Origin of the sequence: Nonomuraea glycinis (assembly GCF_014646515.1) — a bacterium.
Taxonomy (GTDB): Bacteria; Actinomycetota; Actinomycetes; order Streptosporangiales; family Streptosporangiaceae; genus Nonomuraea; species Nonomuraea glycinis.
This window is the reverse complement of record NZ_BMNK01000001.1, coordinates 928,159-941,216: the sequence shown is the minus strand read 5'-3', so window position 1 is coordinate 941,216 and position 13,058 is coordinate 928,159. Positions and strand designations below refer to the sequence as shown.

Sequence of the window (13,058 nt, the reverse complement as noted above, 5' to 3'; positions counted from 1 at the left end):
AACGTGAGCAGCGGTGGCAAGCCCTGCCTTTCCCGAGGACGTGCCCTCTCAACCGAGGCGGGTGGTGCTTGATCACGGTTTGGTGTCGCGCGACCGGCCGATCTTGACGTGGGAGCACCCGAAAGACCTTATTAGAACGTCTGTTCCCATTTGTGCAGGAGGTCTTCGTGCGCCACCCGCTGGTTCGCCGATTAGCCGCTTACTGCGGCGCCGCCGGTTTGATCACCGGCCTGCTCGCTGTCGTGGCCCCCGCCGCGTCGGCGGCCGACACCACGACCGACCTCGGGGTGACCTTCGACTCCTACACCGCCGACCTGGCCGTCGGCGCCGGTCGGGTGTTCGTCGCCGCCGACGACCGGATCATCGTGGCCGGCACCGACGGAAACCTCACCGGCGACGTCGTCACCGGCCTGCCCGGCGTCCGCGAGCTGGCCATGAACGCCGACGACACCCGCCTGTACGCGGCGCTCGCCGGCTCGAACGAGGTGGCCGAGATCGACACCGCGAGCCTCGCCGTCACCCGGCGGATCGACCTGTCGGCCCACCCGTGCCCGTCCACCCTGGCCTTGCTGGGCGAGCGGCTGTGGGTGGGGCACGGGTGCTACGACAACGGCCCTGGCGGCCTCGTCAGCCTGGATCTGGGCGCGGCCACACCGGCTCCGGTGGCGGTAGAGGGCGAGCACCTGCGCGCTCCCGTGCTCGCGGCCGCCGGCGACACGCTCGTGGTCGGCCTGACCGGCCTGCACCACGCCGACATGCTGGTCTACGACGTCGGCGGCGGCACCGCGGAGGCGCGCGGCACGATCGACGGCGAGGAGTGGCGCATGGACTACCTGCGCGACCTCGCCCTGACCTCCGACGGCACCACCCTGTTCGCCGCCGCCGACGCTCCCGGTCACTTCGCCAGGTACGACACCAGGACCCTGGCGGCGACCGGCACCTACGGCGACGGCTGGGACGGGTATCCGTCGGCCGTGGCGCTCGGCCCGGGCAGCGCCTACATCGCCGCGGGACGCCAGTGGGGCAGCACCGACCTCACGCTCTACGACGCCGCGACCGGCGCGGCGATGTTCGCGGCCGACCAGCCGGACGCCGAGCTGCTCCCGGACGGCGTCGCGTTCTCCGGTCCGGACGTCTTCGTGCTGCTGCGGAGCTCCGCGGACCGGCTGCTGCTGTGGCGGGTGACGGGCGCCGCACTGCCGGCGTCCAAGCTGACGGTGACGGCCCCGGCGTGGCAGTACGCCGGCTCACCGGTCACCGTCGAGGGACGGCTCACCCGCACCGACGGCAAGACGCTCGGGATCAAGCCACTCGCGGTGACCCGGCGCCTGATCAACGGGGCCAAAGAGTCGATCACCGGCGTGACGACACAGAAGAACGGCACGTTCACCTTCGAAGACACGCCACCGGACATCGGTGAAGTGACCTATCTGGTGTTCTGGGACGGCGACGACCGCTATCGCCGAAGCAGCGCCTCCGTCACCGTGAAGGTCAGGCACAGATCCGCCCTCACCATGACCGGGCCGCAGTCAGGCGTCGTCGGCACGGCCATGGAGCTGACCGGCGTGCTGACGGCGGGCGGCCAGCCGCCCTCGCCGGGGTCCACGCTCACCGTGCAGCGCAGCGTGTCCATCGACAACGTCAGCGCCGGAAGCGTCAAGCTCCCGCCAGTGCGCGTGAACGCCGACGGCACGTACACCTTCACCGACACGCCCGCCATCGCCGGCAGGTACAGCTACCTCGCGTTGTCGTCAGGGGATGCCAAGGCCGGGCCGGCCAAGGCCACCTATCAGCTCATGGTCGAGTGACCTGACGGCCGTGCCCGGCCATCGAGCCGGGCACGGCCGTCAGCCCTTCATCGCACCGCCGAAGTCGAAAGAGCCCGCCAGGTACTTGTCGACCGCCACGTAAAGGATTGCCGCCAGCGCCGTGTACAGGATCGAGAACGCGGCGAGCCGCTCGTAGGCGTCCTGCCCGTACCGGTGACGGTTTCCCACTTGTAGCGCCGTAGCCGACATCACAGCGCGCTGCCCACAATCGGCCACCGGCCACCGGCCATCCCGAAGCGAAGGCCCTCAGAGCACGCCGGCGCGGGCCGCAGCCAGAGCCGCATCCGCCGCCCGATCGGCGTCCCGCTCGGTCACCGGCTCGTGTGCGACGAACAGCCGGTAGTAGATCGGCGCCACCGCCACCCTGATCACCTCCCGCACATCGACCGTGACAGGCAGCTCGCCACGGTCGACGGCCCGCCGCACCACCTGAGCCGACTGCTCGTGGCGGGCCTCGAAGAAGTCGTGCAGCGCGCGGGCGGCCTCGGGGCTCTGCATGGCGGCCGCCACGAACGCCGACGAGACTGGCCCGAGCTCGGGGTCGTCGAACCCGCTCTGCACCAGCCTCGCCACCCCGCGCAGGTCCTCCTCGATCGTGCCCGTGTCGGGGATCGGCCATGGCTCCTCCTGAGCCATCTCCAGAGCGTCGGCGATCAGCCCTTCGACGCTCCCCCAGCGCCGGTAGACCGTCGTCTTGTGCACGCCCGACCTCTCGGCCACGTTCTCCACGGTCAGGCCGCGCATGCCGTGCTCGGACAGCTCGGCCAGTGTGGCCCGTCGTACGGCGTCGCGGACCCGCGCACTGCGTCCACCGGGTCGCTTACTCGTCTCCAAAAACTACTCCAGTTGCATTAAGTCTCAAGTCGTGGCAAGCTAAAGCTACGTCAGTTGCGATTGGAGTGCCACCCTGACCATCCTTCGAAAAGTTTCCAAGGCGTACGGCCGGCATCAGGTGCTGGTCGATGTGTCCGTGTCCGTCCGGAAGGGCGAGCGGCTGGGCATCGTGGGCGACAACGGCTCGGGCAAGTCCACGCTGCTCCGGCTGCTGGCCGGAGCCGAGCGGCCGGACGAGGGCGAGGTCGTGGTGCCCGCCGACGGCGGCTATTTCGGCCAGACGCTCGACCTGCCGCTCGGCCACACGGTTCAGCAGGTGATCGATGCGGCGCTGGCCGAGCTGCGGGCCATGCAGCGCAGGATGCGCGAGCTGGAGTCGGCGCTCTCCGACGACCTCATGGAGGAGTACGGTGATCTTGTCACGGCCTTCGAGACCCGTGGCGGCTACGAAGCCGATGCCCGGGTCGACAAGTCGCTCCATGGGCTCGGCCTGAGCCATGTCGGGCGCGAGCGGATGCTGTCCAGCCTGTCGGGCGGGGAGCAGGCCCGGCTGGGTCTGGCCTGCCTGCTGGCGGCCTCGCCAGAGACGCTGCTGCTCGACGAGCCCACCAATCATCTCGACGAGTCCGCGCTGACCTGGTTGGAGGGGCGGCTGCGCGACCACCGGGGCACGGTCGTCGTGGTGTCCCACGACCGGATCTTCCTCGACCGGGTGGCCACCGCCATCCTGGAGGTCGAAGGCGGCACGACCACCCGCTTCGGCGGCGGCTACACCGGCTTCCTCGAGGCGAAGGCGGCCGCGCGAGCACGGCACGAGCAGGCCTACGCCGCCTGGCGCGCGGAGGTGCGTCAGGTGCGTGAGCACGCCGCCACCACCGCGCACCGCGTCGCGGCGGGCCGGGTCATGCGAGACAACAACAAGATGGCCTACGACCGCAACGCCGGACGGGTGCAGAGCTCCATCGCCAGCCGCGTGCGCAACGCCCAGGAGCGCCTGCGCCGCCTGGAGGCGGACCCGGTCCCCGAGCCGCCCCGGCCGCTACGCTTCCGTGGCACGTTCAGCGAGCCCACAGCCTCGGTGACCGCCACGAACGGCCAAGCCGCAGCATCCCCGCACCACACGCTCAGCCGGCTCCCGACACCCGCGAACGACACAGGCGCGCCCGCGCGGACCATCGCCTCCGCGAACGGCACGCTGGTGGAGCTGCGTGACGTTCGGGTCGGGGATCGACTGCAGGTGGAGCGGCTGACGATCAGGGCCGGTGACCGGCTGCTGGTCCATGGTGCGAACGGCGCGGGCAAGAGCACGCTGCTGCAGGTGATCGCCGAGCGGGCGCGCGGCCGGGTGGGTCACCTGCCTCAGGAGATCGTCTACGATCCCGCCCTGCGGGTGCTGGACGTCTACGACCACGGTCCTCGCCACGAGCGGAGGAGCGCGCTGCTGGCCACCGGCCTGTTCCGGCCGGAGACGCTCGATCTCAAGGTGGGCGCGCTCTCCGTGGGGCAGCAGCGGAGGCTGGCGCTGGCCGGTCTGCTGGCGGCCGAGCACGATCTGCTGCTGCTCGACGAGCCGACCAACCATCTGTCACTGACCCTGGTGGAGGAGCTGGAGCAGGCGCTCGACGGCTTCGGCGGCGCGCTGGTGGTCGTGTCGCACGACCGTGCGCTGCGACGGCGGTTCAGGGGAACCGAGCTGGAGATTTCGGAGGGACGCATATGTTGACCAGGATTTCCGCGGGTGCGCCGTACGGCATCGCGACCGGGCCTGATGGTGCGCTGTGGTTCACGCTGGTGCATCAAGGGCGCATCGGGCGGTTGGTGCCGGGCGAGGAGCCGGTCGTGCATCAGCTTGACCCCGCTGACGGCGGGCCGACGGTGATCGCGCCTGGTGCCGATGGCGCGATGTGGTTCACCGAGTTCCAGGGTGGCCGGGTCGGGCGAATCGGGGCGGATGGGGAGGTGACGGCGTTCGACGTCTCCTCGCCGTACGGGATCGTGGCCGGTGCCGACGGGGCGATGTGGTTCACCTGCATGCAGACCGACAGGATCGGGCGGATCGGGGCAAACGGGAAGCTCGCCGAGTTCGAGGTGCCGGGCGGGATGCCGTCGGGGATCGCCGCCGGGCCCGACGACGCCCTCTGGTTCACGCTCAACCAGGGCAACGCCGTCGGGCGGATCACGTTGTCGGGCGAGATCACGGTTCATCCGCTGCCGACGGCGGGGGCCGCGCCGGTGCACATCACGGCGGGGCCTGATGAGGCGCTGTGGTTCGTCGAGATCGGCGCTGGCCAGATCGGGCGCATCGACGTGGCCGGGAAGATCACCGAATATCCCCTGCCCGACCGTGCCGCCCGGCCCCACGCCATCGTGGCCGGCCCGGACGGCGCCCTCTGGTTCACCGAGTGGGCCACCGGCCACGTCGGCCGCATCACCGTGGACGGCACGATCGGCGTTTACCCCCTCCCCCAGGTGCCGGCACAGACCGCCGAGCCGGAGCTCTCGGAGCAGGCCGCTGAGCCGCACGGTCTGACAGTTGGGCCCGATGGGGCGATCTGGGTGGCGCTGGAGGCAGGCGCCCTGGCCAGGATCGAGGTCCCGGCCGGCTGACCCCCGCGCCTACGCGTCGGGACCCGACGGCCCGAGCCTCGCCCAGACAAGGCACCACTCCCGACACGGGATGAAGTGAAGCCCGGCAGCTCGGTCCTGAGCTGGGGATGGAGCCAAGAGCAAAGCCCCACGGAGGTCCCCGGGAACATCATCGGCCAGGAGCAAGGTTGACTGGAGGTATGCATGCGATCGTGATCGCCGCCCAGGGCGGCCCAGAGGTTCTTGAGTACGTGGAGCGCCCGGATCCCACCCCAGGCGACGGGGAGGTGGTGATCGACGTAGCGGCGAGCGGCGTCAACTTCCTCGACATCTATCACCGTTCCGGCGCGTACCCTCTGCAGCTGCCCGCCGTGATCGGCTCCGAGGGCGCGGGCATCGTGTCCGCCGTCGGGTCCGGGGTGCGGGAGGTGGCCGTGGGCGACACCGTGGCCTGGGCCGGCGTCCTGGGCAGCTACGCCGACAAGGCCGTGGTGCCGGCCGACCAGGTGGTCCCGGTCCCGGAGGGGGTGCCGGCGGACCTGGCCGCCGCCGTGATGCTCCAGGGCATGACCGCCCACTACCTCACCCACTCCACGCACGAGGTGAAGCCGGGCGAGACGGTGCTGGTCCATGCGGGAGCCGGTGGGATGGGGCAGCTGCTCATCCAGATCGCCAAGCTCAGGGGCGCCAAGGTGATCGCCACCACCTCCTCAGAGGCGAAGGAGAAGCTGGCCCGTGAGGCGGGGGCCGACGAGGTGCTGCACTACGACGACTTCGCCGAGGCGCTGGGCGGCCAGGTGGACGTGGTCTACGACGGTGTGGGCGCCACCACGTTCGACGGCGGGCTCAAGGTGCTCCGCCCGCGCGGGCTCATGGCCCTGTACGGCGCGGCCAGCGGCCCGGTGCCGCCGGTGGATCCGCAGCGGCTGAACGCGGCCGGTTCCGTCTTTCTCACCAGGCCGAAGCTGGCCGACTACATCGCGGACCGGGACGAGCTGCTGGGCCGGACGTCGGATCTGTTCGGCTGGATCGCCGCCGGTGAGCTGAAGGTGAACGTTCACCAGCGCTACCCGCTGGCGGAGGCGGCCCGCGCCCAGGAGGACCTCGCGGCCCGCCGCACCACCGGAAAACTGCTGTTGATCCCTTAGCCTTCCCAATTACCCTCCAAGCATGGACATAGCCGCATCTGTCGGGTCGTTCGCCTTGGTGGTGGCGTTGCTGACGGTGACTCCCGGCCTGGACACGGCCCTCATCCTGCGCACGTCGCTGGTGGCCGGGAGGCGCCCCGCCTGGGGCGTGGTGCTGGGCATCCAGCTCGGCACCCTCGCCTGGGGCCTGCTGACGGCCGTGGGCCTGTCCGCGCTGCTGGCGGCCTCGCAGGTCGGCTATGAGGTGCTGCGCTGGGCGGGCGCGGCCTATCTGGTCTGGATGGGCCTGCGCATGCTGCTGGCCAGGGGTGACGCGCCCGGCGAGGAGGAAGCCCGGCAGGAGGTACGGTTCCGCACCGGCTTCCGGCGCGGCCTGGTGACGAACCTGCTCAATCCCAAGGTGGGCGCGTTCTACGTGGCGATGTTGCCGCAGTTCATCCCCCAGGAGGCGCCGCACGCGGTGATGGGCCTGCTGCTGGCGGGTGTGCATGTGGGCGAGGGGCTGCTGTGGAGCGCCGCGCTGATCGGATTCGCGGCCCTGATGAGCAGAACCCTGCGCACGCCGTCCGTCCGCCGGCTGCTCGACCGGATCACCGGCGTGGTGATCGTGGGGTTCGGCGTACGGCTGGCCGTCGACTGACCGGTGGGCGTCATCGTGGGGTTCGGCGTACGGCTGGCCATCGACTGACCGGTGGGCGTCATCGTGGCGGCCGGACGTCGACCGACCTACGAGGGCCAGGACAGGAGGCGGGCGCCGAGCACGGCGGTTTCGAGGGTGAAGCGCTGGGTGGGGTCGTCCGGGGAGAAGCCGGTCAGGTGCCGGATGCGTTGCAGGCGGTAGGTGACGGCGCGGGTGCTGATGCCGAGCCGGCGGGCGGCGGCGGTCTGGTTGCCCTGGGCGGCGAAGACGGCTTCGAGCGTTTCGAGTAACGGCTCGGGGCCGCCTCGGGCGTCGAGCAGTGGGCTGAGCACGCTGGTCACCAGGTCGTCGATGGCGCTCCTGTCGCGCAGCAGCACGGGGAAGACGAGCAGGTCGGCGGCCTTGACCACGTCGTGCTTGAGGTCGAGCCGGTCGGCCAGGTCGAGGGCGCCGGCCGCTTCCCGGTAGGAGGTGACCACGCCGCCGGGTCCGCGGTGCGGCCGGCCGACGCCGACCCGCCAGCCTGTCGGGAAGCGGGATCGTACATGGTGGGTGAACTCGCCGACGGCGGCGGGGAGGGTGGCGGGGACGACGCAGACGAGCAGTTCGTCGCCGTCGGAGGCGCGGACGGCGAGGAGGATGTTGTGGGAGCCGAAGCGGGCGATCAGGTCGCGTTCGATCCGGTCGGGGTCGACGTCCCGCAGGCCGCCGGCGACGGCGACGACGTACGACTCGGCGAGGCGGAGGCCGAAGTGCTCGGCGCGTTCGGCGAGGCGTTCGGCCCTGCCCTGGAGCAGGTCGTCGACGAACTCCCTGCGTTCGACGTCCGCGCCTCGGATGGCGGCGAGCTGGGCTTGGTCGTACCCCTCCATGAGGGCGGAGACGGCTTTGCGCAGGGCGGGCAGTACGGCGGGAGCGGTCAAGCCGTCGGCGGCGGCGAGCGCGGCGTCGACGAGCGTTCGCAGGGGGAGGCCGAGTTCGGCGGCGCGGGAGCCGGCGGCGCGGTAGGCGTCGAGTTCGGCCCGGCCGGGCGGCAGGCCGGTGGCGGCGGCCTGGCGCAGCGTGCGGAGGTGCTCGCCGAGCAGGTCGGCGGGCAGCTCCCGGCGGTCGGACACGGTCAGACTCCTACGTCGCGCCTGTCGAAGGCGAGGACCGCGGTGAGGGCGAGCACCGCGGTGGCGCCCGCCAGCACAAGGTAGTCCCCGACCGGAAGCCCCTGATAGAGGGGCTGGCCCTCGGCGTAGTAGTGGAACGGGGAGACCCATTTGAGCCAGGCGATGGCCTCGACGCTCTTGCCGATGGTGACGACGACGTAGCCGAGCAGCGCCCACCCGCCGACGACCGTCGTGGCGAGGGCCCTGCGCCCGGTCGCGGCGCCGACGGCCAGGGTGACGGTGCCGAAGAAGAGGCCGAGCAGCAGCACTCCGGTGTGGGCGGCGAGGATCCGGTCGAAGGTGACGCCGATGCCGACGGCCTCGGCCATGACCCAGGTGACGAGCAGCGTCACGGCGGCCACCGCGAGCAGGCCGAGGGCGAGGGCGGCGAAGCGGTCGAGGACGAGCCGTTTGCGGTCGATGGGCAGGGTGACGATGAGCTCCAGCGTGCCGGCCTCCTCGGGCTGGGCGATGGCCCGGTTGGCGGCGAGCATCGCGCACGCGATGAACAGGAACGGCACGAACAGCTGGTAGACGACCGACTGCAGATAGCCGGCGCCGCTGGTGAAGTCCTGCAGCCCGCCCATCAGGTCCTTGAGCGCGCCGGGGAACTTGGCCATCGCCTGCGCGCCGTAGAGGTCGGGACTCTGCTTGATGCTGCTGTAGACCCCGAGGTACATCATCATGAAGGCGCTGAGGCCGATCGCCCACCCGATGAGGCTCCGCCGGTAGTCACGCAGACTCTTGGCGATCATCGTGTCTCTCCTCGTCGCTGTAGTAGGTGAGGAAGATCTCCTCAAGGTCGGGTTCGGCGCTGACCAGGTGCACCACGGTGTGCCGGGCCGCCGCCTTGATCAGCGCGTCCGGCCTGCCGTCGATGGTGCAGCGCACGGCGGCGCCCGTCACGCGCAGGTCCCGCACGCCGGGCAGTCCGGCGAACTCCTCGGCCGGGACGGGCGCGTCGAAGTGCAGCTCGATGCGGCGCACCGCCTTCTCGCGCAGCGCGGCCACGTTCTCCACCGCGATCAGGCGACCTTCCCGTACGATGCCGACCCGGTCGGAGACGTGCTCCACCTCGGCCAGCACGTGTGAGGACATCAGCACGGTACGGCCCGCGGTGCGCACCTCCCGGACCATGGTCAGGAACTCCTGCTGCACCAGCGGGTCGAGGCCGCCGGTCGGTTCGTCCAGGATGAGCAGCTCCGGCTCGTGCATGAACGCCTGGATCAGCCCGATCTTCTGCTTGTTGCCCTTGGAGAGCTTGCGCATCGGCACCGACAGGTCGGCGTTGAGCCGTTCGGCCAGGGCGTCGACGCGGGCGCGGGGGACGCCGCCGCGCACTCTGCCGAGGAACTCCAGGTAGTCCCTGGCCCGTTCCCTGCCTTCCAGGGCGAGCTCGCCCGGCAGGTAGCCGATCCTGCCGCGCACCGCGGCCTCCCGCGAGCCGCCGCCGAGGACACGTACGTGGCCCCGGGTGGGCCTGATCACGTCGAGCAGGAGGCGGATCGTCGTCGTCTTCCCCGCGCCGTTGGGTCCGAGGTAGCCGAAGACCTCTCCCGGCTGGATCTCCAGGGTGAGATCTTCCAGTCCCCGGCGTTTGCCGTAGTACTTGGTCAGCCCTTCGGCCTGCACCACTGCTGTCATGCCTGGATGATCCCGCCCGGCGGGCGGCGGCGTCACCGGCAGACCCCGGCAGAAACGGCGGCGGTTCCCTTCCGGACTCCGGAATTCCGGAGTTGTCGGTACGGTGCTGGGGTGAGCAGCATCGAGGAGCGTCTGCGGGAGCTCGAAGCCCGCGTCGCCGCCCTGGAGGGTGAGCCGTCGCCGGCGGCCACCGGCGACGACACCGGCCACCTGACCTACGGCGGCGAAGCGAGGCTCGGCGGTTACCGGTGGCAGTGGGAGGTGGCCCGCTCCCCCGGCTGGCTGGTCGAGCAGCCGACCGGGCCGCTGGCCGGCGTGCTGGCGGCGGCCGGGCACCCGGCCAGGCTGCGGATCCTGCAACTGCTCGTGGCGGGCCCGCAACCCATCGCCGACCTGCAGAGCGAGCTCGCCCTGGCCTCACAGGGGCAGCTCTACCACCATCTCAAGACGCTGACCTCGGCCGGGCTGGTGGAGCAGCCGGAGCGAGGCGTCTACCGGGTGCCGCCGCAGGCCGTCTTCCCGGTGCTCGCCCTGACCGCCGCCGCCACGGACGTGGTCCATCAGAGCTGACGCGCCCCCGGCGGCAGCGGCGGCACCTTGGGCGGGCCGTACTCGATGAGGTCGCGCAGCGCGCCGGTGTCCAGGTGCTGCTCGACGAGGTCGCCGAGGGCGTCGAAGCGCTCCTCGCGCAGCCGGGCGAAGTCGCTGCCGGGGTGCGGGACGAAGGCGCGCCCCGCCCGCAGCGCGACGTCGGCCAGGAAGGCGCGGCGGAAGGCGTCGTTCTCCAGCGCGCCGTGCCAGGTGGTGCCCCAGACGCTGCCGGCGCGGCACCCGTCCAGGAACGGCTCGCCGCCCTCGACGGTCACCCGCCCGTGGTGGATCTCGTACGCGTGCACCGGGTGTCCGTAGGCGTGGCCGGTGGGCCGGCCGAGGATCTTCTCGGCCGCGAACTCCACCCGCACGGGCAGCAGGCCGAGCCCGTCCACCCGGCCGGCCCCGGACTCCACCTCGTCGAGGATCTCGCGGCCGAGCAGCTGGAAGCCGCCGCAGATGCCCAGGATCGGCCCGGTACGCGCGCGCAGCGCCGCCGCCAGGCCGGTGTCGCGCAGCCAGGCCAGGTCGTGCACCGTGGCGCGGGAGCCGGGCAGCACCACGAGGTCGGCGTCGTCCAGCTCGCCCGGGTCCGTCACGAATCGCACCGCCACCCCGGGCTCGGCCGTCAGCGCGTCCAGGTCGGTGAAGTTGGAGATGCGCGGCAGCCGCACCACGGCCACCCTGAGCGTCTGCCTGCCGTACGGCCTGCCGGTGGTGACGGCCCGGCTGTCCAGCGCGAGGGAGTCCTCGACGTCCAGCCAGAGGCCGTCCAGCCAGGGCAGGACGCCGTAGACCTGCCGCCCGGTGAGCTCCCTAAGCTGGTCGAGGCCGGGTTCGAGGAGCTCTCTGGCGCCGCGGAACTTGTTGACCACGAACCCGGAGATGAGCGCCTGATCGTCGGCGTCCAGCAGGGCGACCGTGCCGTAGAAGGCGGCGAACACCCCACCCCTGTCGATGTCGCCGACCACGATCACCGGCAGGTTCGCGGCCCTGGCCAGGCCCATGTTGGCGATGTCGCCGGGGCGCAGGTTGATCTCGGCGGGGCTGCCCGCGCCCTCGCAGACGACCACGTCGTAGCGGTCCCTGAGCCGGGCCAGCGCGCCCAGGGCCGCCTCCCGGAGGAGGTCCCTGAGCGCGCCGTACTCCATCGCGTCGACGTCGGCGACCGGGCGGCCCATGAGCACGACCTGGCTGCGGCGGTCGCTGCCCGGCTTGAGCAGGATCGGGTTCATGTCCGCGACCGGCTCCAGGCCCGCGGCCTGCGCCTGCATGGCCTGGGCCCGGCCGATCTCGGCGCCGTCCGCGGTGACGTACGAGTTGAGCGACATGTTCTGGGCCTTGAACGGCGCCACCCGGACGCCCTGCCTGGCCAGCCAGCGGCAGATCCCGGCCGTGACCACGCTTTTACCGGCGTCTGACGTGGTGCCCGCGACGAGCAGTGCCCCTTTCACGCGGCCAACCGTAGCGGATCAGTGTCCGGGGCCGCTGATCTCGTTCGGCGGCTGCGGCAGCGTGGTGGTGCGGAGCTTCGCGCCCGACTCGACGTCGATCGCGTGCACCTGCTTGGCGGCCGGGTCGGTCACGTACGCCACGTGGCCGCGGACGAACAGGGCCGGGCGGGGCTGCTGCCAGTCGATCGGCTCCTGCCAGTCGCCCAGCACCTCGAACGTGTCGACCTCCTTGCCCTTGACCGGGTCGATCACGTGGATCGCGCCGTCGGTGCCGAGCACGAGCGCCTCGCCGTGCGGCCCACGGGCGAGGGAGCGGAAGGTGTAGCTGGTGCCGAGATCGACCAGTTTCATCTTGCCGGTGCGGGTGTCGATGAGCGAGATCCGCTCGGGGCGCTCCAGCTCGGCGTCCTTGTCGGTCTTATAGTCGCCGAGCACGACGGGCGAGGCGTCGGTGCCAGCCTGGTTGCCGACGCGGCCGTACGCGTCTGGGCTGTCGATCTTGGTGATCTTGCCGTCGCGGTAGACGAGGACGCCGTCCTCGCAGCCGATCACCACGGCCTCGCCCTGGGCGGCGGCCTCGCCGTGCACGCCGGGGCACCGCTCGCTGCGGGCGATCTCCGCGCGGTCCTGGCCGAGCACCAGGATGCCGGTGCGCTTCTCCTCGGTGCCCAGGGTGACCAGGAGCTCACCGTTCGCCAGCTGGATCGCCACTCCATGGTGCGGGGACGCCGCCTGGTAGACCTCGCCCTTGGGCAGGCCCCCGGTGAGCTGCTTGGGGTCGAAGACGGTGACCTGGCCGGTGCCGTCGGAGAACAGCACAGTCTTGCCCGCGTGGCGGACCACGTGGCCAGGCTTGGCGCCCTTGAACTCGTCCTGCTTCAGCTCGGGGGTGGCCGCGTCCAGCACGCGGAACCCGGTGGCGGTGGAGACCAGGACGTGGCGGTCGTCGCCCGCCGCGTTCACCCGGTTGAAGCCGGGCAGCGGGATGGTCTCGGCCACGGTGAGGGTCTTGCCGTCGAGCACGTACAGACCGCCGTCGTACGTCGTGACCAGGGGATCGTTGACCGGCGGGCGCGGAACTTCGACCGGCGGCGGCGCGGCGACAGGGGAGGCGCCGCAGGCGCTCACCAGGAAGGCCACGGCGGCGAGCAGAGGCAAGGTGCGATTCATGTGTTCTT

At 71.5% G+C, this 13,058-nt stretch carries 13 protein-coding genes; 6 read left to right on the top strand and 7 right to left on the bottom strand.

The window, feature by feature from the left end:
* The first annotated feature begins 167 nt into the window (after window positions 1-167).
* Window positions 168-1,808, top strand: a complete 1,641-nt coding sequence (locus tag IEY87_RS04375) for a YncE family protein (protein ID WP_189137128.1) — start codon at window positions 168-170, stop codon at window positions 1,806-1,808.
* Between the two features lie 39 nt (window positions 1,809-1,847).
* On the opposite strand, the gene IEY87_RS04370 is transcribed toward IEY87_RS04375, so the two are convergent.
* Window positions 1,848-1,997: a hypothetical protein gene (locus IEY87_RS04370; protein ID WP_189137127.1), complete on the bottom strand. Its 150-nt coding sequence runs from the start codon at window positions 1,995-1,997 to the stop codon at window positions 1,848-1,850.
* A 78-nt stretch (window positions 1,998-2,075) separates the two neighbouring features.
* A complete protein-coding gene (locus IEY87_RS04365) occupies window positions 2,076-2,663 on the bottom strand; it encodes a TetR/AcrR family transcriptional regulator (RefSeq protein WP_189137126.1) in 588 nt (195 codons plus the stop codon).
* A 136-nt stretch (window positions 2,664-2,799) separates the two neighbouring features.
* On the opposite strand from IEY87_RS04365, the gene IEY87_RS04360 reads away from it, so the two are divergent.
* From IEY87_RS04360 to IEY87_RS04345, 4 genes are all read left to right on the top strand, one after another.
* The gene (locus IEY87_RS04360; protein ID WP_372462284.1) at window positions 2,800-4,386 is read left to right on the top strand and encodes an ABC-F family ATP-binding cassette domain-containing protein; all 1,587 of its coding nucleotides are present in this window, start codon (window positions 2,800-2,802) and stop codon (window positions 4,384-4,386) included.
* Complete coding sequence (locus IEY87_RS04355; RefSeq protein WP_189137124.1) at window positions 4,380-5,270, top strand: Vgb family protein; 891 nt, start codon at window positions 4,380-4,382, stop codon at window positions 5,268-5,270. Before IEY87_RS04360 ends, IEY87_RS04355 begins: the two co-directional genes overlap by 7 nt.
* 179 nt (window positions 5,271-5,449) lie before the next feature.
* A complete protein-coding gene (locus IEY87_RS04350; RefSeq protein ID WP_189137123.1) occupies window positions 5,450-6,397 on the top strand; it encodes a quinone oxidoreductase family protein in 948 nt (315 codons plus the stop codon).
* A 22-nt stretch (window positions 6,398-6,419) separates the two neighbouring features.
* Complete coding sequence (locus IEY87_RS04345; RefSeq protein ID WP_189137122.1) at window positions 6,420-7,037, top strand: LysE family translocator; 618 nt, start codon at window positions 6,420-6,422, stop codon at window positions 7,035-7,037.
* Window positions 7,038-7,123: 86 nt separating this feature from the next.
* Here IEY87_RS04345 and IEY87_RS04340 read toward each other — a convergent pair whose 3' ends face one another.
* Genes IEY87_RS04340 through IEY87_RS04330 form a run of 3 tightly spaced genes read right to left on the bottom strand, consistent with a single transcriptional unit; the run spans window position 7,124 to window position 9,835 of the window.
* The gene (locus IEY87_RS04340; protein ID WP_189137121.1) at window positions 7,124-8,152 is read right to left on the bottom strand and encodes a PucR family transcriptional regulator; all 1,029 of its coding nucleotides are present in this window, start codon (window positions 8,150-8,152) and stop codon (window positions 7,124-7,126) included.
* A 2-nt stretch (window positions 8,153-8,154) separates the two neighbouring features.
* Window positions 8,155-8,946: an ABC transporter permease subunit gene (locus IEY87_RS04335; RefSeq protein ID WP_189137120.1), complete on the bottom strand. Its 792-nt coding sequence runs from the start codon at window positions 8,944-8,946 to the stop codon at window positions 8,155-8,157.
* A complete protein-coding gene (locus tag IEY87_RS04330; RefSeq protein ID WP_189137119.1) occupies window positions 8,924-9,835 on the bottom strand; it encodes an ABC transporter ATP-binding protein in 912 nt (303 codons plus the stop codon). The genes IEY87_RS04335 and IEY87_RS04330 overlap by 23 nt, the downstream gene beginning before the upstream one ends.
* A 111-nt stretch (window positions 9,836-9,946) precedes the next feature.
* Between IEY87_RS04330 and IEY87_RS04325 the strand changes: the two genes are divergently transcribed.
* On the top strand, window positions 9,947-10,405 hold the full coding sequence (locus tag IEY87_RS04325) for an ArsR/SmtB family transcription factor (protein WP_189137118.1): 459 nt from the start codon (window positions 9,947-9,949) through the stop codon (window positions 10,403-10,405).
* Here IEY87_RS04325 and IEY87_RS04320 read toward each other — a convergent pair.
* Entirely contained in the window at window positions 10,396-11,880 is a 1,485-nt protein-coding gene (locus IEY87_RS04320) for a cobyric acid synthase (protein ID WP_189137117.1), read from the bottom strand. The genes IEY87_RS04325 and IEY87_RS04320 overlap by 10 nt on opposite strands.
* Before the next feature lie 18 nt (window positions 11,881-11,898).
* Window positions 11,899-13,050: a zinc metallochaperone AztD gene (aztD, locus tag IEY87_RS04315; protein ID WP_189137116.1), complete on the bottom strand. Its 1,152-nt coding sequence runs from the start codon at window positions 13,048-13,050 to the stop codon at window positions 11,899-11,901.
* Window positions 13,051-13,058: the final 8 nt, after the last annotated feature.

Excerpts from the sequence above, each read along its gene's own strand:
- IEY87_RS04355 (WP_189137124.1), top strand. The coding sequence starts at position 4,380 with ATGTTGACCAGGATTTCCGCGGGTGCGCCGTACGGCATCGCGACCGGG.
- IEY87_RS04350 (WP_189137123.1), top strand. The coding sequence starts at position 5,450 with ATGCATGCGATCGTGATCGCCGCCCAGGGCGGCCCAGAGGTTCTTGAG.
- IEY87_RS04345 (WP_189137122.1), top strand. The coding sequence starts at position 6,420 with ATGGACATAGCCGCATCTGTCGGGTCGTTCGCCTTGGTGGTGGCGTTG.
- IEY87_RS04335 (WP_189137120.1), bottom strand. The coding sequence starts at position 8,946 with ATGATCGCCAAGAGTCTGCGTGACTACCGGCGGAGCCTCATCGGGTGG.
- IEY87_RS04330 (WP_189137119.1), bottom strand. The coding sequence starts at position 9,835 with ATGACAGCAGTGGTGCAGGCCGAAGGGCTGACCAAGTACTACGGCAAA.
- aztD (WP_189137116.1), bottom strand. The coding sequence starts at position 13,050 with ATGAATCGCACCTTGCCTCTGCTCGCCGCCGTGGCCTTCCTGGTGAGC.